Below are 19021 nucleotides of genomic sequence, written 5' to 3' on the forward strand. Positions count from 1 at the left end.
CATGCTAACCACTCAGGCTCCTGAGGGCGAGGGGTCAGCGTGCTTCCCTGCGTTCGGAGCGTGCCGACCCGCATTCGGCTCCCGCGTCCCCGTTCTCAGAGCCCGCCGTCCTGCTTTCGGGTCCCGTCTCCCTGTCTCGGGATCCGAGGCCAGGAGGATGTTCACCCACCTCGCCTTCGGGTCCGCGTCGACGAGCAGGGCCTTGATCAGCAGGGTCGCCGGCAGCGCGAGCAGTGCGCCGAGCCAACCGAGGATCCACACCCAGAACAGCAGCGAGAGGAACGAGATCAGCGGTGTCACGCCGACGGATTCGCCCGTGAACTTCGGCTGGATGATCGACTGGATGACGAAGTTGAGCACGCTGTAGGCCACGACGACCCACACGGCCGACTGCCAGCCGCTGTCGACGAGAGCGAGCAGAGCCGGCGGGACGAGACCGATGACGAAGCCGATGTTCGGGATGTAGTTCGTCAGGAACGCGAGCACGCCCCACACCCAGATGAGCGGAACGTCGATGATCGCCAGAGCGATGACGTCGAGGAAGGCGACGATGAGACCGAAGACCGTCGCGACCACCCAGTACCGGCGGACGCCGCTGGCGAAGTCGCCCAGCGACACCGACAGCGAGGGTTTGATGTCGAGCAGCATCGTCATCCGCTTGTCGATGCCCATCGAGTCCATCGCCACGAAGAAGACAGCCATGATGACCGTGGTCAGCAGGCCCGCCACCGAGGATACGTTCGTCAGCAGCGGATAGATCGCATCGAGCACCGAACGCACGTCGAAGGCCGAAAGCTGCTGCTGGATCACCGAGGAGGTCACCCCGATGTCCGAGAGCAGTGCCAGTGCGTTCTGGTAGGTGTTGACGAGTTCGTTGCTGTAGCTGGGGATGAGGATGACGAGTTCGGCCACCGACCACGCGGTGAGGCCGAAGAACGCGACGATCATGCACAGCACGAGGATGACCGAAATGCACGCGCCGATCGCCCGTGGGACCTTGAAGCGAGTGAGGATCCGCTGCACCGGGTAGACGACGATGTAGAAGTTCAGCGCGAGGAACACCGGTGCCGCGAGGTCCTGCAGTTCGCGGAAGAACATCAGCGCGTACGCCAGGCCGGCCATCGTCACCGCGATGATGAGCGCGCGCGCCGGTGGGCGCTCGTGCCAGGGCCGTGCCCGGACGTCCGCGTCCGATTCCCCGATCACCGAGGTGGCTGTGCCGTTCCCAGACCCCGCCGAGGTGGCTGTGCCGTTCCCGGATCCCGCCGAGGTGGCTCGAGCGTCCGCACCGCCCGTGGTTTCGTCCGCGTCCGGTTCCGGGCGCCTCGACCGCCGGGTCAGCAGACCTGGGGCCGCCGATCCCGAGGCCGCCGATTCCGAAGAAGCCGGTTCTGAGGAAGCCGATCCCGAGGTCGCCTTTTCCGAGGACGAAGCAGACTCGGCATGGCGCACCGAATCACCGTTCGAGGAGTCCGCGTCCCCGACCGCGCCCGTACCGTCCGGCTGCTCGTCCTCGGTCATTCAGCGTCCCCGCCGCTTCTCGCGGATGCGCATCGACACCTCGATGGGAGTGCCCTTGAAGCCGAAGGTCTCGCGCAGACGACGGACGATGAACCGGCGGTAGCCGGGATCGAGGAAGCCGGTGGTGAAGAGCACGAACTTCGGCGGACGCGACTGTGCCTGCGTGCCGAAGAGGATGCGCGGCTGCTTGCCTCCGCGCACGGGATGCGGGTTCGCCGCGACGAGCTCGCCGAGGAAGGCGTTGAGCCGACCCGTCGGAATGCGGGTGTCCCAGCCCTCGAGAGCCGCCTCCATGGCGGGCACGAGCTTCTCGGCATGACGACCGGTCTTCGCGGAGATATTCACCCGCGGCGCCCACGCCACATGCGCGAGGTCCCGTTCGATCTCCCGCTCGAGGTAGTAGCGACGTTCATCGTCGAGCAGATCCCACTTGTTGAACGCGAGCACCACGGCACGCCCCGCCTCGACGGCGGTGGTCACGATGCGCACGTCCTGTTCGCTCAGCGGTTCCTGCACCTCGAGGAGGACGAGGGCCACCTCGGCCCGCTCCAGGGCGGTCTGCGTCCGCAGTGCCGCGTAGAAATCAGCACCGCTGGCCTGATGGGCACGACGGCGGATGCCTGCGGTGTCGACGAATCGCCACTGCTTCCCGCCGAGCTCGATGAGCTCGTCCACGGGATCACGCGTGGTGCCGGCGACATTGTCCACGAGCACACGGTCGGTGCCGATGAGCTGGTTGAGCAGCGAGGACTTCCCGACGTTCGGTCGCCCCACGAGGGCGATGCGACGCGGTCCGCCCTCTTCGACGCGGGTGTCGACGGCCGAGACCTCCGGCAGGATCGTCAGCACCTCATCGAGCAGGTCGGCGACTCCGCGACCGTGCAGGGCCGACACCGTCCACGGCTGGCCCAGACCCAGTCCCCAGAGTTCGGCGGCCATGAGCTCGCCGCGCTCGTCGTCGACCTTGTTCGCCGCGAGGATGACCGGCTTCTTCTTCCGCCGCAGCATCTTCACGACCATCTCGTCGGTCGAAGTCGGGCCGGTCGTCGCATCGACGACGAGGACGACGGCATCGGCCATGTCCACGGCGATCTCCGACTGGATCGCGATCCGCGAGGCCATGCCCTTCGAGTCCTGGTCCCAACCGCCGGTGTCGACGAGAGTGAATTCCTTCGTGTTCCATTCCGCGCGGTAGCTCACCCGGTCTCGGGTCACTCCGGGAACATCCTCGACGACGGCTTCGCGACGCCCGAGGATGCGGTTGACCAAGGTCGACTTGCCGACATTGGGGCGGCCGACGACTGCGAGCACGGGTGCGGCGCCGAGGGTCTCCTCGTCTTCGTCCTCGAAACCATAGGCGTGCAGCAGCGCCCGGTCCTCGTCTTCGAGTTCGTAGCTTTCGAGTCCGGCCTCGAGCGCGGTCGCCCGCTGCTCGGCCTCCTCGTCGCTGATGCTCTCGACACGGTCGACGAGGTTGTCGTCGGGTGTCTCCTGGAATTCGGATTCGCTCATTGTGAGTCCTTCACCAGCTGCAGCACCGTCTCGACCACCTGGTCGAAGTCGATGTCGCTGGTATCGAGTGTGTACACTCCGTCGGCGGCTTCCAAGAAGCTCGTCGTGGCGGAGTCCTTCGCGTCACGGCCTGTGACGAGATCCTGGGTGGCGGCGATCGCCTCGGCATCGGCGTTGCCGTGCACTTCTTTGGCCCGTCGGGCCACACGGACGTCGTCGCGCGCGGTCATGAGGATGCGCACCTCGGCGTCGGGGGCGACGACGGTGGTGATGTCGCGGCCTTCGACGACGATGCCCTCGGGTGCGGCCCTGATGTAGTCGCGCTGCATGTCGATGAGCTCCTCGCGAGCGTCGACGACTCCGGAGACCGTCTGCACGTTCGCCGACACGTCCGCACCGCGGATGTCCTCGGTGACGTCGATGTCGTCGACGGAGACGAAGAACTCATCAGGGCTCAGTGAGATCTCCAGATCGGCGCCGCGGACCTGTTCGAGCACGTCGACGGGATCGGTGACCCCGCGGTTGAGGCACAGCCATGCCATCGCCCGGTACATCGCTCCTGTGTCGAGGTACTGGTAGCCCAGCCGACGCGCCACCTCCTTGGCGGTGCTCGACTTGCCCACTCCGGACGGTCCGTCAATGGCTACGACGCTCATGCAGTTCCTTCTTTCTCGATGGCGGATTCGGGGATCTGCCATCCCTTCGACAGCAGTCCGATCTCCAGCTCCTGCTGGATGGCCGGGACCACGGACACGTCGACCATGCCCAGTTTCCGACCGGAGGCGTGATCCATCCGGAAGTCCTCGACGTTGACGCCGAGGTCGCCGATGTCCTTGAACAGCCGGGCCAGGGTTCCGGGCGTATCCGGGACGAGGATCGTGACAACAGCATAGGTGGTCGGCGGCTGCCCGTGCTTGCCGGGAATCCGGTCGTGTCCTTCGTTGCCCAGGGCGATCGCCTTGGCGAGCAGACCCGTCGATCCCGGCCCGAGTTCGAGCGCCGCGATGACCTCATCGAGTTCGGTCCGCAGGTCGATGAGCACCGACCGGACCTCCTCGGCGTTGCCGGTCAGGATCTGGGTCCACAGGCCCGGGTCCGAGGCGGCGATGCGCGTGACATCTCGCAGCCCCTGCCCGGCCAGGGCGATCTCCTCGAGCGGAGCGTGGCGCAGCTGGGAGGCGACGAGGGAGGAGACGATCTGCGGAACGTGGGAGACCTTCGCGACCGCGGCATCATGGATGCGCGGGTCGAGGTGGAGCACCGAGGCGCCCGTGTCCGTGGCCATGGCGATGACCTCGCCGAGGCGGGACTCCGGTGTGTCCTCGTCCGAGCAGATCACCCAGGGGCGGGCCGTGAACAGGTCCGCCTGTGCGGCGATGGCCCCGGACTTCTCCCGCCCGGCCATCGGATGGCAGCCGATGTAGCGGTCCAGCTGAGAGCGTGTGACCAGGGTCTTCACCGACTCCAGGAGTCGGGTCTTCACACTGGCGACGTCGGTGACGGTGGCGTCCGGGTAGGTCTCGAGTGCTGTGGCGATGACTCGGGCGGCGACGTCGGGCGGGGTTGCCACGACGACGATGTCCGGATGCGCGGGAGCCGTGTCCGGTGCGTCGGGATCGGTCGTATCGGCCGCCTCGGTGCCGGTCTTTGCGTTGACGACGCGTCCTGCGCCGAGGTCCGCGGCGAGCTGCTGAGCCGTCGGCGAAGTGTCCTCGAGGGTCACCTCATGGCCGTTTGCGCTCAGCGCCAACCCCAGACTGGCACCGAGCAGGCCGGTGCCGATGATGTGGACTCTCACAGACCGACGGCCTCGAAGAGGGCGCCGACCTCATCGGAGCGCAGCGGACGGATCTTGCCCTGCTTCTGCTCGTCGAGGACGACCGGTCCGAAGCGCAGACGCACGAGCCGCTCCACGGGGTGGCCGATCTCGTCGAGGAGGCGACGCACGATCCGGTTGCGACCGGAGTGGAGGGTGAGTTCGACGACGGACTTGCCGGGTGTCGAGTCGACGAGTTTGAACTCATCGACCTTGACGAAGCCGTCTTCGAGGTCGATTCCGGCCTTGAGGATGGCACCGGCGTCCTTGGCCAGCTGGCCCTTGACCTTCGCCAGGTAGGTCTTCGGGACCTCGTAGCGCGGATGGGCCAGGCGGTTGCTCAGCTCTCCGTCGTTGGTGAGCAGGATGAGTCCTTCGGTCTCGGTGTCGAGGCGACCGACGTGGAAGAGACGTTCGGTGTTGTTGCGCACGTAGTCGGCCAGGCATGGGCGACCTTCGGGGTCGCTCATCGTCGACACGACGCCGGCCGGCTTGTTGAGCACGAGGTAGACCTTCTTGGTCTGTGTCGAAATTCTCACTGTGTCCACGTACACGGACTGCGTTTCGGGGTCGATCCGGGTGCCCAGTTCGGTCACGATCTGACCGTCGACCTCAACGCGTCCGTCGACGATGAGCTGCTCGCAGGCACGACGTGAGCCAAGCCCCGCCTCGGCGAGCACCTTCTGCAGGCGCACACCACCGCTGACATGGGCATCCGATACCTGGCCAGCGCCCTGGCCGTGCTTCTCGGCGCCCTTCGAAGCGGTCGAAGCGCGCTGTTTTCTGGTCGGTCGGTTCTGGCGCCCGCCAGGGGCACGGTGATCACGGTAGGGACTCATAAGCCTATTCTCTCAAATCAATCGTCGACTCGTGACATCGTCGCGTCCGGCTCGTCGAAGTCTTCGTCGATATCGCCGTCGAGGGCCTCGTCGATCTCCGCGAGGACTTCGGTGTCGTCGGCGCCGAGTTCGGCGACGTCGGCATCCTCGGGCAGGTAGGGGGCGATATCGGGCAGGTCGTCGATCGCGTTCATCCCCATCGTGTCGAGGAACTGCGGGGTCGTGGCATAGAGCAGCGCCGAGGTGGATGCCTCCTTGCCCGCTTCGACGATGAGTCCGCGCAGCAGCAGGGTGCGGATGACGCCGTCGACGCTGACTCCGCGGATAGCGGCGATGCGCGGTCGCGAGATCGGCTGCCGGTAGGCGATGACGGCGAGGGTCTCGAGTGCTGCTTGGGACAGCTTCGCGCTCTGCCCTGCGGTGAGGAAGTCCTTGACGACTTCGTGGTAGTCGCCGCGGGAGAAGATGCGGAAGCCTCCGGCGACGTGGCGGATCTCGAAGCCGCGCTGTCGGTGGTTCTCATCACCGTCGTAGTCGGCCTTGAGTGCGGCGATCGCGTCGTGCACAGTGTCTTCGTCGAGACCCAAGGAGCTGGCGAGTTCAGCGGCGGACACTGCCGAGTCGGTGATCATGAGCACGGCTTCGATGCCGGCGAGGATCTCATCGTCGATCATGCTCGCTCGTCTCCCCCATCGTCTTCCCTGTCGTCATTCCCGGCACTGCCCTCGCCGTCTGCCGCCGGCAGTGCGCTGTCGGTCGCGCTCTCGTCCCCGCTCCAATCACCTTCGGTGCGCAGATCGACGCCGTCTTCGCTCATCTCGGTGCGGTGGATGAGCAGCCGGCCTAAGGGTTCGGGCTGGTCGAAGTCGCAGAGGCCGACCTTGAACAGCTCCAGCAGGGCGAGGAAGCGGGCGACGACGACCAACGTGTTCTCAGCGGTTTCGAGCAGATCGGCGAAATCGACCTCACCGGCCCGCAGCAGGGAGAGGATATGTCCGCGCTGTTCGGACACGCTGACCAGCGGCAGGTGGATGTGATCGACGGCCACTGTCGGCGGGGTGTGGTCGCGTTGGAGCACGGTGGCGAAGATGCCTGCCAGTTCGCCGGGGCCGATGTTGAGTTCCAAGGGCGGCAGCACATCCTGGAACTCTGCCTCGAGGGCCACATCGCGGGGTGCGCGGATCGATCCGGCGGCCATCGCCTCGGCGAGGTAGCCGGAGACGGACTTGTACGCCTTGTACTGGAGCAGTCGCGCGAAGAGGAGGTCGCGGGCCTCGAGCAGTTCGAGGTCGAGGGCTTCCTCGCCCTCTTCGTGGGGCAGCAGCCGTGCGGTCTTGAGGTCGAGCAGGGTGGCCGCGACGAGGAGGAACTGTGAGATCTCGGCGAGATTCGCTTTGTCTTTGAGCTCGGTGGTGTAGGCGATGAATTCGTCGGTGACCTCGGCCAAGGCGATCTCGGTGACGTCGAGTCGACGCTTCGAGATCAGCCCGAGCAGCAGGTCGAAAGGGCCGGAGAAGTTCTCCAGCCGCACCTGGAATCCCTGCCCGGCCTGCTCACCGGACGCATCGACGTCGCCGCTCTGCGACGCATCGACCTCACTGTCGTGCGACGCCTCGATCTCACCGTCATATGACGCTTCGACCTCACTGTCATGCGAGGCTTTGACTGCGCCGTCATGTGAGGTGTCGATCCCACCTTCGTGTATTGCAGCGTCGCTCAGGGTGCGCCTCCGCGGGCGATGAGCTCCCGGGCGAGTCGGCGATAGGCTTCGGAGCCGGTGTGCTTCGGCGCGAAGCTCGTGATCGGTTCGGCGGCCACTGAGGCATCCGGGAACTTCACTGTCCGGTTGATGACGGTCTCGAACACCTTGTCGCCGAAGGCCTCGGTCACCCGAGACATGACCTCCTTCGAGTGCAGGGTCCGCGAGTCGAACATCGTGGCGAGGATTCCATCGACCTCGAGCGAGGGGTTGAGCCGGTCCTGGACCTTCTCGATCGTCTCGACGAGCAGGGCGACACCGCGCAGGGCGAAGAATTCGGTCTCGAGCGGAATGATCACACCGTGCGCGGCGGTCAGCGCGTTGACGGTGAGCAGGCCGAGCGAGGGCTGGCAGTCGATGAGGATGACATCGTATTCGTCGGCGACCTTCGACAGTGCCCGGGCGAGCACCTGCTCGCGGGCGACCTCACCGACGAGCTGCACTTCGGCGGCCGAGAGATCGATGTTGGCCGGGAGGATGTCGATGTTCTCGAACTCCGTGCTCACGAGGACGTCGTGCGGGTCCATGCGCGGGTTCATCAGCAGGTTGTACACGCTGATGTCGAAGTCATACGGGTTGAGTCCGAGACCGACGGAGAGTGCTCCTTGCGGGTCGAAGTCGACGAGCAGCATCTTGCGACCGTACGCGGCCAGAGCCGCACCGAGGTTGATCGACGAGGTCGTCTTCCCGACCCCGCCCTTCTGGTTGACCATGGCGATGATGCGGGCGGGCCCATGCGAAGCCAAGGGGGCCGGCTCCGGGAAATCCTGGGGCTCGGCTGCTGCAGTCCTCTGCTGGGGGATATCCAACGCCTCTTGCGTATTCATCTCTCGGATGGCCACCTTTCGTTGCTCTTCGTCCAACCCTACCGCGCCCGGGGGTGCGAGGTCGCGTACACTTCCCGCAGTGTCTCTTCGGAGACCTTCGTATAGATCTGGGTCGTCGTCACCGAGGCGTGCCCGAGCAGCTCCTGGACGACGCGGATGTCGGCTCCGCCCTCGAGCAGATGCGTGGCGAAGGAGTGCCGGAACGTATGCGGAGAGACCTCCGCATCGATCGTCGCCGCCTCAGCCGCGTTCTTGACGATCTGCCATGCGGAGACCCGCGAGAGTCGGGTTCCGCGGGCATTGAGGAACAGTGCGCCGGCCGGCGCGGAGGACTTCGCCTTCGCGGCCATTCCCGGCCGCACCCGTGAGACCCAGGCCCCCACGGCCTGTGCCGCGTGAGAGCCGAAGGGCACGATCCGCTCCTTGCCGCCCTTGCCGTAGAGACGCACCAGTCCGGAGTCGAGGTCGAGGTCATCGAGGTCGGTCCCCACTGCCTCGGAGATGCGTGCGCCGGTCGCGTAGAGGAGTTCGAGCAGGGCCTTGGCCCGGATCTGCACCGGCTCCTCCCCCTCCGCAGTGGCGAGCATCGCCTCGATCTCGTCGAGCGAGAGCGCCTTGGGCAGGCGCAGTCCCTCCTGCGGCGGGCTGACCTCGGAGGCCGGGTCCGTGGGCGCAAGATTCTCAGACAATGCGAAGGTATGGAAGCGGCGCACCGCGACGAGGGCACGCGCCCGCGACCGCGGTGCGAGCCCCGAATCGAGCAGGTGCAGACCATAGGCTTCGACGGATGAGCGTTCCACCTCGCCGAGGCGGCCGATCCCCTCACCTGTAAGCCAGGTTCCGTACCGCGCGAGGTCGCGGGCATAGGCGTCGATGGAGTTCATCGACAGTCCGCGTTCGAAGCGCAGCGAGTTGAGGTAGGACTCGAAACCGCGACGCAGCTCGGCGGTCAGTTCGTCGGGCAGCAGTTCGGCACCATGCCGAGCCACGGGTTCTCAGTCCTCGCTCGTGCGGGCCGACTCGGGGTCTGCGCTGCCGTTCGTCTGGCCGGCCGCACCGCCCGTCGTGTCGCCCGTCCCGCCTGTCGCGCTGTTCGTCTCGACCGCAGCGCCGCGGCCGAAGTCGGGGCGTCCGTCGACGAGTCGCCTCGGCGCATCGACCGGACGCAGCGCCAACGAGGATCCTGCGGCCTCGGCGCGCAGCACCCGGTCGACGTGGAAGATCGCCAGCTGGGCGATCGCGTTCGTGACCCGGCCGTCGGTCACGGCCTCGAGCGCTTCGTCGATGCCGACCCACCTGTATTGGAACCCGGCTTCTTCTTCCCCGCGTTCATGGCGGTCGGCTTCGGGCACGTATGAGAGTCCGCGTGCAAGGTAGAGGCGCATCGTCTCCGAACTGCCGCCGGGAGTCAGGCAGGAGTCGCTGAGCAGCTCCCAGCGTTCGGCCGTGAGGTCGGCCTCCTCAGCGAGTTCCCGCTTGGCCGCGTCGAGCGGATCTTCACCCGGAACGTCGAGCAGACCGGCAGGGACCTCCCACAGGCGGGCGCGGACGGGGTGCCGGTACTGCTGGGCGAGCAGAATGCGCTGCTGGTCATCGACGACGGCGACGCCGACGGCACCCGTGTGGGCCATGAGGTCGCGCACGAGACCCGAGGCCTCGGGCAGGTCGAACGTCTCCTTGCGGATGTCCCACACCGCCCCGTTGTAGACGATTTCGGAGGACGTGATGTTCGGGGTAAACGTCTCATCGTGCAGAGAGCTCATGGGCTGCCTTCCTGATCATCGACGGTATGCAACGGCGAATGCCGCCGGCATGGACACCGACGGCATTCGCTCACAGATTTGGGCTGCGTTTCTCACTGACGCGCCAGTGCGGCGGCCACGAGGCCGGCGAACAGCGGGTGCGGTGAGGTCGGACGCGACTTCAGCTCGGGGTGAGCCTGCGTCGAGACGTAGAACGGGTGGGTCTCGGCGGGCAGTTCGACGAACTCCACGAGCTCACCGTTCGGTGAGGTGCCGGAGAACTCCAGCCCCGCCTCGGCGAGCTGATCCCGGTAGGTGTTGTTGACCTCGTAGCGGTGACGGTGACGTTCGCTGATCGACGTCGCACCGTAGACTCCGGCGACGACGCTGCCCTCGGTGAGCTTCGCCTCGTAGGTGCCCAGGCGCATGGTTCCGCCCAGGTCGCCTTCGCCTTCGACGATGGAGAGCTGCTCGGCCATGGTCGCGATGACCGGGACCGTGGTCTCCGGGTCGAATTCGGAGGAGGAAGCCGCCTCGATGCCGGCGACATTGCGTGCATATTCGATGACCATGCACTGCAGACCCAGGCACAGGCCCAGGGTCGGGATGCCGTTGGTGCGGGTGTATTCGAGGGCGCCGAGCTTGCCTTCGATGCCGCGGATGCCGAAGCCGCCGGGCACGCAGATCGCGTCGAGGCCGGCCAGCGCCTTCGCGGCTCCGGCTTCGGTCTCGCACTCGTCGGACTGGATCCAGCGGACCTTGACCTTCGCGTCGTTGGCGAATCCGCCGTGGCGCAGCGCCTCGGTGACCGACAGGTACGCGTCGGGCAGGTCGATGTACTTGCCGACGATGCCGATCGTGACCTCGGTCGACGGGTTGTGCACGCGTTCGAGTACCCAGTCCCACTTCGTCCAGTCGACGTCGCGGAAGGGCAGGTTGAGGCTGCGGATGACGAAGACGTCGAGGCCCCCGTCGTGGAGGACCTTCGGGATGTCGTAGATGCTCGGGGCGTCGACGCAGGAGACCACGGCATCGGTTTCGACGTCGCAGGCGCCGGCGATCTTCGCCCGGATCGAATCCGGCAGCTCACGGTCGGAGCGCAGCACGATCGCATCGGGCTGGATGCCGATGGAGCGCAGGGTCGCCACCGAGTGCTGGGTCGGCTTCGTCTTCAGCTCTCCCGAGGGCCCGAGGTAGGGCACGAGGGAGACGTGGATGAAGAACACGTTGTCCCGGCCGATGTCGTGGCGGACCTGACGGGCCGCCTCGAGGAAGGGCTGGGATTCGATATCGCCGACGGTGCCGCCGATCTCGGTGATGATGACGTCGGGCCGGTCCGCCTCGGGGCGTTCGGCCTGCGCACGCATGCGCGCCTTGATCTCATCGGTGATGTGCGGGATGACCTGGACGGTGTCGCCGAGGTACGCGCCGCGGCGTTCTTTCGCGATGACCGAGGAGTAGACCTGCCCGGTCGTGACGTTCGCGGCGCCGTCGAGGTCGTTGTCGAGGAAGCGTTCGTAGTGGCCGATGTCGAGATCGGTCTCGGCACCGTCCTCGGTGACGAAGACCTCACCGTGCTGAAAGGGATTCATCGTGCCCGGATCCACATTGAGGTAGGGATCCAGCTTCTGCATGGCCACGGTGAGGCCGCGCTGAGTGAGCAGATGACCGAGGCTCGAGGCCGTCAGCCCCTTGCCCAACGAGGAGGCGACGCCTCCCGTGACGAAGATGTGCTTTGCCGTATGTGTGCCACCAGGGCCAGTTCGATTCACCACGGGATTTGATTCTATCAAAGTCCGGCTCACGAATCCGTGCCGGCTTCGACCTCGGCGTACAGGTCGAGCAGCGTTTCGGAGATCGCGGCCCCGTTGCTGACGTCGATGACCCGCTTCTTCGCCGCTACGGCGGAGGTGCCGCGGCCGGCGGGGTCGTCGAGAAGATGATTGATCTCACGCAGCAGACCCTCGGTGTCGTCGGCTTCGACGGTCTTCGCGGCCTCTCCCCAGATGCCTCCGCGGCGTTCGCTGCCGATGAACACTGCGGGCTTCGACAGCTGCATGAGGTCTTCGTGGGACAGTCCGGTCATCGTCTCGCTGGCGATGACGACATCGGCGGCCGCGGCCACATCGACGAGGTCGCCGGCGGGGGCGACGAGGACGCCGCGGTCGGCGAACTCGCGGGCCACTGTCGATCGGTCCTTGCCGGTGCCGGTGAGCGCGAAGACGACGTTGCGGTCGCGACGTCGGCTGTTGATCTGGTCGGCGGCGTCGAGCACCGTCGCCAGGGCAGTGTGGTCGCGCAGGGCGATGGGGCTGGCGACCATCCAGGTGCCTTCTCCGATGCCGAGTTCGCGGCGGACTTCGGCCCGCGGGGTGCGCACCGTGAGGTCGACGTCGATGTCCGGGTGGACGAGTTCGGCGCGTTCGACGACCGGGACCCGCCCGCTGAAGTAGTCGACGACGGGTTCGGTCGTGCCGAGGACCGCGGTGGCGGTGCGCCCGACGATCTCGGCACCGGTCTTCTCGATGACGTTGGCGGAGTCGAAGGACTCGATCGTGGCGACGACCTTCGGGTGCATGCGGGCGGGCAGACCGGTGAAGGCCAGCCCGGACAGCGTCGCCGCGTGCAGTCCGTGCGCGTGGACGATGTCCACGTGCTGGTAGTACTTGTGCAGAGTGAAGGCGGTGTTGGGGTCGGCCATGCTGAAGCGTCTGCGGGCCGCGAGTTCGATCTCGCGGAATTCGCCTGACAGCTCTTCGGGGACTCCGAAGGTGCCCAGCAGCGACCGGTGTGCGGCGACGGCGACCTTGAAGCCGGCGCGGAGGTGACCGAGCACGGCGAGCTTCGCCACTTCGACGACAGGGCCGGTGGTGTCGGCGAGCACGTGCAGAATCCTCGTGTCTGCGCTCAGTGGGTTGACCTCGCCGGATTCGCTCATTTCCTCATCCTCTACTTTCGTTCGACGCTGCTTCTAGCCTACCTGGGCAGACACGAGTTCCGTGTAAATGCCTGCGAGTTCTTCAGCGACTTCCCTCTCTCCGGGAAGCGTCGCTCCGCGTGCCTTGGCCAGGGCTGCGAGTTCGGCCCGGCGGGCGGGGTCACCGGCGAGTTCGGCGACTGCTTCGGCGAGGGCCCGGTCGTCGTCATCGGGCACGAGGATGCCTGCCTCGCCGACGAGTTCGGGGGTGCCGCCGGTCGCGGTCGACACGATCGCCTGACCCGAGATCAGCGCCTCCTGGAGGACGAGCGCGCGGGCCTCCCACACGCTCGTGAGCACGTAGATGTCCGCGGCTGCCGCGAGTTCGGCGATATCGCTGCGGGCGCCGAGGAAATGCAGAGGAGCGATCGCCGAGGCGGCCCGCAGCTCATCGTATTGAGCGCGGATCTCGCCGAGCACCGCCTCATCGGCGGCACCGGCGATGAGCACGACCAGTGACGGGTCGTGAGCGTTGGAGTCACCGAGGCGGTTCTTCTCCTCGCCGAGGCGGCCGAGCGCGCGCACGAGCATCGGGTAGTTCTTCTGCGGAGCGATCCGTCCGACGGCGAGCACGATGACTGCGCCCTCGTCGAAGCCGTAGGTCTGAGCGAGGCGAGCACGGGTGGCGGCGGCCGCCTCGGTGCTCACCGGGGTGACCTCCGGTGCTGCGGCAGGCAGGAACCGGGCATCACGCGCGCCGAGGTCCCGGGCACGGGCGACGAGGTCGGTGCTGGCGCCGAGGACGAGGTCGGCGCCGCGGGCGAGCATCGTCTCCACTCGGGTTTCGACCTTTCCGCGCAGTCCCTGGCCGGTGGCCTGGTTGTGGAGGCTGAGGACGAAGAGCGGACGGTTGCGCAGGGTGCGCAGCGTCAGCTGGGTGATGAGTCCGGCGCGGAACCCGTGGGCGTGGACGATCTCGGGGTCGAAGCTGCGCAGCAGGCTCCGCTGCCGTCGGACCAGGGCGGCGTCGGTGGCTCCGATGCCGGTGCCGAGTTCGAGCACGGCGAAGCGGACTCCCGGCAGCAGGGAGAACCCGAAGTGCTCGTCGGTGGCGGCGGGGCCGATGACGCCGATCTCATGACCGGCGGCGGCGAGGTCGCGGGCCAGCGCCCTGACATGGGTGCCGACTCCCCCGGTGGAGGTGCCGATGGTGAAGACGATCCTCATGAGTCTTCCTCCCTGTCGTCTCGGGTGTTCGGGGTGTGGGCGGTGTCGACTCGGTTCGTCGGGGCGATGTCTCCCCCGTGTTCCGTGACGGGGACCTCACCGCCGTCGCCGCGGTTGCGGTCGGCGAGCAGACTGCGGATCTCGCCGAGGAAGCCGCGGTCGATGACGAGCACGATGAGTGCGAAGATCACACAGCCCAGCAGCGCGGCGGCGATGCCTGCGAGCACTGCCGAGCTCGCCGAGTTGTCGAGCAGTCCCCCGAGCCACTGTGAGGTGACGATGCCGGCAGCACCGGCGACGACGGCGGCACCGAGGGCGAGGAGGGCGCGACGACCGACCAGCGCGATGCCTGTGGGTCCGAGGACGCGGCGGATGGATACGAGGAGGAAGCCGCCGGCCACACTCATACCGAGCACGTATCCGCAGCAGATGGCGACCAGAGTCAGACCCGGGTCCCCGTTCGCGTCCGTTGCGACGATGGCGACGATCATGCCGACGATGACGAGGAGCCACCCGGTCGTCGTGGCCACCGCCGAATGGCGGGAACGCTCCACGGCGTAGAACACGCGGGTGCCCCAGGCGACGAACGACCAGCCGGGAACCGCGAGGGCCATGACCATGATCGCGCGGGCCATCGAGTCGAAGGGCACCGAGGCGACGTCCTTGGCCGCATCGATCGCGGTGAAGAAGGTCTGCAGAGGGCTTGCGGCCGAGAGCAGGATGACGGCCCCGAGTCCGCCGATGGTGAGGATGAGCGCGGTCGTCGTCGACGTCACTGCCCGCAGGCGAACCCCGGCCTGGGCACGGTCGGTCTCGGTCGCCTCGGTGTCGGTGGATCGTCCCACCCAGGTCGACAGGGCGGGGAACATCACGGTGGCAACCGGCACGGCCAGCACCGCATAGGGCAGGAGATAGACGGCGTTGATGTAGCTGAAGAGGACGAACGTGCCCTTGCCGCCCGAGTGGTTCGACAGAGTCAGGGTCGCGAGCACCGCCGCCTGCTGTGCGAGCAGAGCCGCCATTCCGGCGCCGGCCAGACGCAGCGCACGGTGGGCGACTCCGGGTGGGAACGAGTAGGTGGGGCGCAGCTTCAGTCCCGTCGACGACATCGGCAGAGCCAAGGGCAGGGCGAGTGCCGCGACGCCGAGGGTCGTGCCCCAACCGAGCCAGCCGAGGTGCGACTGCCAGGTGTCGTCGTTGCCGCCGACGCCTGCGTAGGCGATGTAGCAGCCGATGACGACGAGGCTGGACAGCAGCGGTGCGAACGCCGGCCAGAGGAACTTCCGGTGCGCCTGGAGCACGCCGGTGAGCACTGCGCCGATGCCGTAGAGGACGAGCTGCGGGGAGAACATGAGCAGCAGCTGCGCGGTCGCGTGGATCTCGGAATCGGTGGTCTTCGCGTCGACGAGGAGGTTCGCGATGGGTTCGGCGAACACGGCGAGCAGGATCGACAGAGGCAGGGTGACGCTGATGGCCCAGGTCAGCAGCCCGGAAGCGATCCTCCCCGCCGTCTCCCGGTCCGAGCGGGCCAGTGGGATCGCGAGCAGCGGGATGACGGCCCCGGCCAGGGCTCCGCCGGCGACGACCTCGAAGAGGATGTTCGGGACCTGGTTCGCACTCTGGTAGGCGGTGCCGACAGTGCCGGCGCCGACGGTCGGTGAGAACACCAACCAGCGGAGGAAACCGACGAGTCGGGTGATGAGGGTGATGATCGAGACGAGCAGCGCCGTGGAGGCGAGGACTCGAACGAGCTTGCTCACACGCCCTCGCGGCCGAAGGAGTCGATCTCCCGCAGGCCCGGGGTCGACTCGATGACGGAGGTGAAGGACACCTTCTCGCTGGCCAGGGTGAGCCCGGCGAGCACGGCGAGGATGAGGCGTCTCTGTGCAGGACTCGCGGTCTCGGACAGGATCACGCCGATTGCCGCGCCCAGGGCGTTCGCGCCGGTGTCTCCGAGCATGACCTCTCCGGCGAGGTCATCGGGCCAGGCCGCGGCGGTGGCCCCGGCGATCGCACCGGACTGTGCCCAGGACACGCGCCGTTCGTGGTCGGTGAAGGCCAGGGTGAGCGTCCCTGCTTTGAGGGCGCGACCAGGCCGCAGGTCGAGGAGGTTGAAGAGGTTCGCCGATCCGGCGATGACTCCCCCGGTGACGACGATGTCCGTGGCTGTCGCATACCAGGCGCGTCCAGCCTCGGTCCGGTCGTGTCCGAAGAGCCCGGTCGGGCGGGGGCGGCCGCGCAGGATCGCGGCGGCCGCGATCGAGGCCAGCGGAATGCCGGTGACCTTGATCGCCCCGGTCGTGATCTCTCCGCGGGCGAGTGCGGACAGGTGCCCGCGCAGTCCCTTGGAGGACCCGGATTCGCAGAAGTCGTCCACTGCGCCGAGGCCGCCTGCCGTGGCCGTGGCCAGCAGGGTCGCTGTCCGCTGCCGGGGATCTTCGATGAGCGCTCCCCCGGCCAGGAGTCCGGCGGTCACTGCCGGTCCTTCGATGAGGGAGACCTCGCGGCCTGCGTGGTTGGTGCGCACCACGTTCTGCTGGGTGCGCAGTCGGGAGGCGAGCACGGCCTTCGTGGCAGTGAATCCGAGAAGTCCGGCCACGGCTGTGCTGACGATGGAGCGGATCATTGCGGCTCCTCCTTCTTCGACTCGTCGGTCTTCTTCTCATCGGTCTTCGCGGGCAGGATCCCCTCCGCGTCGTCGGCAAACCCGTAATGTCCGTGGGTGCCGGATTCGCCGGCGGCCAGAGCGCGCACGGTGATGACGGGGCCGGCGCCGAGGCCGAGTCCGTCGACGGTGCTGGCACGCGATTTCTCCGTCCGCAGCACGTTGACGAGTCCGTTCTGCGCCGATCCCGCGTCACCGGCGACGACCACCGAGTCGGCTTCGGAGGTCAGTGTGGTGACGAAGTCGGTCACTAGGGTCCGGGTGGCTTTGTCGTCGGTGGCCTGCGGGCTCGGCTTCGTCTCCTCGGCCAAGGTCGAGTTCTCGTCGTCGACGACGATGAACAGCGATGTCGTCTTGTGGTCGGTGTCGGTGCGCAGACGGTCGGCGTCGACGAATGCATCGTAGAGTTTCGAGGACTTCTTCGTTGCGGCCTCGCGGTCGGCCTCGTCTTCGAGCATCGAGGCTTCACCGGTGAGCGCGATGACCAGGGCGGCGCGGACCGCTGTGGAGTCGTCCTTCGGCAGGCCCGGCACGATCGTGCGCAGCTGTTTGAGGAAGGACGAGGAGTTGTCGACGGTCAGCGTGTTCGGGACGAAGGAGACGTCCCCGGCGATCGTGCCGTCGGCTTCCTTGACCCGGTTGCTCACCTCTTCGACCTGCTCCGGGTCGGCTTCGGGTCCGGCGATGATGCTCACTTCTCGGTCTTTGAGTATGCCGTCGATGAGTTCCGGGGCGGCAGCGGTGACGAACTCGTTCTGCTTGTCGATATTGCCCTTGGCGGCGTCAAGGTTCGTCCGCAGAGTGTCGCGGTCGCTGCGCAGAGCGTCGACCTGGCTCTGCAGGGATTCTCCGATCGGCTCCTTCAGCGGTCCGGCGCCGAGGACGATGCCCACGGCCAGGGCGAGGAACACCGAGACGAGGGAGACGAGGTGGTAGCGGAAGTCAATCACGGATTCAGTCCTTGGATGAGGCCGGCGGATTCGGTGGCGGCCGCGGGGTCCCCGCCGAAGAGGGAGCCGATCCAGCCGAAGAGGCCGTCGAGTTGTGCGCCGATGAGGCCGAGGAAGGTCTGCCCGGCCGAGGTCGCGGTCAGTGCCACGCCGAGGGCGACGAGGCCGGCGATGATGAGCACGGCCAGCTGCAGGCTGGAGATGCGCTGCCGGTAGAGCAGGGATACGCCCTTGGCGTCGATGAGCTTCGAGCCCACGCGCAGGCGGGTGATGAAGGTCGAGGCCATTCCCTTGCGGCCCTTGTCGAGGAATTCCATGACCGTGTCATGGGTGCCCACGGCGACGATGAGTTCGGCTCCTTTGTCATCGGCGAGCAGCATGGCGATGTCCTCGCTGGTGCCCGAGGCGGCGAAGGCCACACAGTCGACGCCGAGGGCTCTGACCCTCTCGGTGCCCGGTGCGTTGCCGTCCCTGTAGGCGTGGACGACGATCTCGGCTCCGGAGGTCAGGGCGGTGTCGGACACGGAGTCCATATCGCCGACGATCATGTCGGGTCGGTAGCCGGCTTCGATGATCGCATCGGCGCCGCCGTCGACGCCGATGAGCAGCGGCCGGTATTCGCGGATATAGGAGGCCAGCATCGCCAGATCCTCCTTGTAGTGGTACCCGCGGACGACGATGAGCACATGTCGGTCGGTGAACGTCGTCTTCACGTCCGGCACGACGAGTTCGGCGGAGAGCAGATCGGAGTCCTTGCGGATGTATTCGATCGTATTGTCGATGAAGTCCACGAGCACGGAGTTCATTCCGGCTTCGGCCGCGTGCATATCATCGGCGATCGTCTCGGCCGTCTGCAGGACTCCCGTGGCCACTTCGTCCTCGCCGAGGAAGACGGTGGCCCCGTCGATGGAGATCTCCGCGTTCTCGTCGACGGCATCGAAGATCTCTGCGCCGACGGCGTCGATGAGGGGGATGCCGGCGTCGACGATGATGCTCGGGCCGAGGTTCGGGTAGCGGCCGGAGATCGATTTGTCGGCGTTGATCACCGCAGCCGGTCGGCAGGCGACGAGGGCTTCGGCGGAGATGCGGTCGATGTCGGAGTGTTTGATGACCGCGATATCGCCTGCTTGGAGGCGTTTCGTCAGGTTCTTCGTGCGTCGGTCCAGGCGGGCAGGGGCGGGACCGGACCGGGTCGGTGCGGTGGGATTGTCGCGATGTCTACGCACTTTCATGGTCCGCCCATTCT

The 19021-nt window shown here is 67.0% G+C and carries 17 protein-coding genes; all 17 read right to left on the reverse strand.

Going from position 1 to position 19021, the window contains the following annotated elements; all coding sequences use genetic code 11:
- Nucleotides 1-12: 12 nt before the first annotated feature.
- The gene (locus L1F31_RS11105) at nucleotides 13-1521 is read right to left on the reverse strand and encodes an AI-2E family transporter (RefSeq protein WP_265417357.1); all 1509 of its coding nucleotides are present in this window, start codon (nucleotides 1519-1521) and stop codon (nucleotides 13-15) included.
- Complete coding sequence (gene der, locus L1F31_RS11110; protein WP_265417358.1) at nucleotides 1522-3033, reverse strand: ribosome biogenesis GTPase Der; 1512 nt, start codon at nucleotides 3031-3033, stop codon at nucleotides 1522-1524. It lies immediately after the preceding gene.
- Nucleotides 3030-3689 (reverse strand): (d)CMP kinase, encoded by a 660-nt coding sequence (gene cmk, locus L1F31_RS11115; protein WP_265417359.1) that lies wholly within the window; start codon nucleotides 3687-3689, stop codon nucleotides 3030-3032. The genes der and cmk overlap by 4 nt, the downstream gene beginning before the upstream one ends.
- On the reverse strand, nucleotides 3686-4831 hold the full coding sequence (locus L1F31_RS11120; protein WP_265417360.1) for a prephenate dehydrogenase: 1146 nt from the start codon (nucleotides 4829-4831) through the stop codon (nucleotides 3686-3688). Before L1F31_RS11120 ends, cmk begins: the two co-directional genes overlap by 4 nt.
- Nucleotides 4828-5688, reverse strand: a complete 861-nt coding sequence (locus L1F31_RS11125; RefSeq protein WP_265417361.1) for a pseudouridine synthase — start codon at nucleotides 5686-5688, stop codon at nucleotides 4828-4830. Before L1F31_RS11125 ends, L1F31_RS11120 begins: the two co-directional genes overlap by 4 nt.
- 17 nt (nucleotides 5689-5705) lie before the next feature.
- Nucleotides 5706-6362, reverse strand: coding sequence for an SMC-Scp complex subunit ScpB (scpB, locus tag L1F31_RS11130; protein ID WP_265417362.1), 657 nt, complete (start codon nucleotides 6360-6362; stop codon nucleotides 5706-5708).
- Nucleotides 6359-7219, reverse strand: a complete 861-nt coding sequence (locus L1F31_RS11135; RefSeq protein ID WP_265417363.1) for a segregation and condensation protein A — start codon at nucleotides 7217-7219, stop codon at nucleotides 6359-6361. Before L1F31_RS11135 ends, scpB begins: the two co-directional genes overlap by 4 nt.
- Nucleotides 7220-7404: 185 nt before the next feature.
- Entirely contained in the window at nucleotides 7405-8274 is an 870-nt protein-coding gene (locus L1F31_RS11140) for a ParA family protein (RefSeq protein WP_265417364.1), read from the reverse strand.
- Nucleotides 8275-8312: 38 nt separating this feature from the next.
- Nucleotides 8313-9263, reverse strand: coding sequence for a site-specific tyrosine recombinase XerD (gene xerD, locus L1F31_RS11145; protein WP_265417365.1), 951 nt, complete (start codon nucleotides 9261-9263; stop codon nucleotides 8313-8315).
- A 6-nt stretch (nucleotides 9264-9269) separates the two neighbouring features.
- Nucleotides 9270-10037, reverse strand: coding sequence for an NUDIX domain-containing protein (locus tag L1F31_RS11150; protein WP_265417366.1), 768 nt, complete (start codon nucleotides 10035-10037; stop codon nucleotides 9270-9272).
- Nucleotides 10038-10129: 92 nt separating this feature from the next.
- Nucleotides 10130-11809, reverse strand: coding sequence for a CTP synthase (gene pyrG / locus L1F31_RS11155; protein WP_429860925.1), 1680 nt, complete (start codon nucleotides 11807-11809; stop codon nucleotides 10130-10132).
- 8 nt (nucleotides 11810-11817) lie between these two features.
- Nucleotides 11818-12954 (reverse strand): glycosyltransferase, encoded by a 1137-nt coding sequence (locus tag L1F31_RS11160; protein ID WP_265417368.1) that lies wholly within the window; start codon nucleotides 12952-12954, stop codon nucleotides 11818-11820.
- A gap of 33 nt (nucleotides 12955-12987) precedes the next feature.
- Nucleotides 12988-14160 carry a glycosyltransferase family 4 protein gene (locus L1F31_RS11165; protein WP_265417369.1) on the reverse strand — a complete coding sequence of 391 codons (1173 nt, stop codon included), beginning with the start codon at nucleotides 14158-14160 and terminating at the stop codon, nucleotides 12988-12990.
- Nucleotides 14157-15920, reverse strand: a complete 1764-nt coding sequence (gene murJ, locus L1F31_RS11170) for a murein biosynthesis integral membrane protein MurJ (protein ID WP_265417370.1) — start codon at nucleotides 15918-15920, stop codon at nucleotides 14157-14159. The genes L1F31_RS11165 and murJ overlap by 4 nt, the downstream gene beginning before the upstream one ends.
- Complete coding sequence (locus L1F31_RS11175; protein WP_265417371.1) at nucleotides 15917-16786, reverse strand: hypothetical protein; 870 nt, start codon at nucleotides 16784-16786, stop codon at nucleotides 15917-15919. Before L1F31_RS11175 ends, murJ begins: the two co-directional genes overlap by 4 nt.
- A complete protein-coding gene (locus L1F31_RS11180; protein ID WP_265417372.1) occupies nucleotides 16783-17775 on the reverse strand; it encodes a copper transporter in 993 nt (330 codons plus the stop codon). The genes L1F31_RS11175 and L1F31_RS11180 overlap by 4 nt, the downstream gene beginning before the upstream one ends.
- A complete protein-coding gene (steA, locus tag L1F31_RS11185) occupies nucleotides 17772-19007 on the reverse strand; it encodes a putative cytokinetic ring protein SteA (protein ID WP_265417373.1) in 1236 nt (411 codons plus the stop codon). The genes L1F31_RS11180 and steA overlap by 4 nt, the downstream gene beginning before the upstream one ends.
- Nucleotides 19008-19021 lie beyond the last annotated feature (14 nt).

It is taken from the genome of Brevibacterium spongiae (genome assembly GCF_026168515.1).
Lineage (GTDB): Bacteria > Actinomycetota > Actinomycetes > Actinomycetales > Brevibacteriaceae > Brevibacterium > Brevibacterium spongiae.

Bases quoted from the DNA above. Each gene is read 5' to 3' on its own strand.
- L1F31_RS11165 (WP_265417369.1), bottom strand. From the start codon at position 14,160: ATGAGGATCGTCTTCACCATCGGCACCTCCACCGGGGGAGTCGGCACC.
- L1F31_RS11160 (WP_265417368.1), bottom strand. From the start codon at position 12,954: ATGAGCGAATCCGGCGAGGTCAACCCACTGAGCGCAGACACGAGGATT.
- der (WP_265417358.1), bottom strand. From the start codon at position 3,033: ATGAGCGAATCCGAATTCCAGGAGACACCCGACGACAACCTCGTCGAC.
- steA (WP_265417373.1), bottom strand. From the start codon at position 19,007: ATGAAAGTGCGTAGACATCGCGACAATCCCACCGCACCGACCCGGTCC.
- scpB (WP_265417362.1), bottom strand. From the start codon at position 6,362: ATGATCGACGATGAGATCCTCGCCGGCATCGAAGCCGTGCTCATGATC.
- L1F31_RS11175 (WP_265417371.1), bottom strand. From the start codon at position 16,786: ATGATCCGCTCCATCGTCAGCACAGCCGTGGCCGGACTTCTCGGATTC.
- L1F31_RS11150 (WP_265417366.1), bottom strand. From the start codon at position 10,037: ATGAGCTCTCTGCACGATGAGACGTTTACCCCGAACATCACGTCCTCC.
- L1F31_RS11105 (WP_265417357.1), bottom strand. From the start codon at position 1,521: ATGACCGAGGACGAGCAGCCGGACGGTACGGGCGCGGTCGGGGACGCG.
- L1F31_RS11140 (WP_265417364.1), bottom strand. From the start codon at position 8,274: ATGAATACGCAAGAGGCGTTGGATATCCCCCAGCAGAGGACTGCAGCA.
- L1F31_RS11125 (WP_265417361.1), bottom strand. From the start codon at position 5,688: ATGAGTCCCTACCGTGATCACCGTGCCCCTGGCGGGCGCCAGAACCGA.
- cmk (WP_265417359.1), bottom strand. From the start codon at position 3,689: ATGAGCGTCGTAGCCATTGACGGACCGTCCGGAGTGGGCAAGTCGAGC.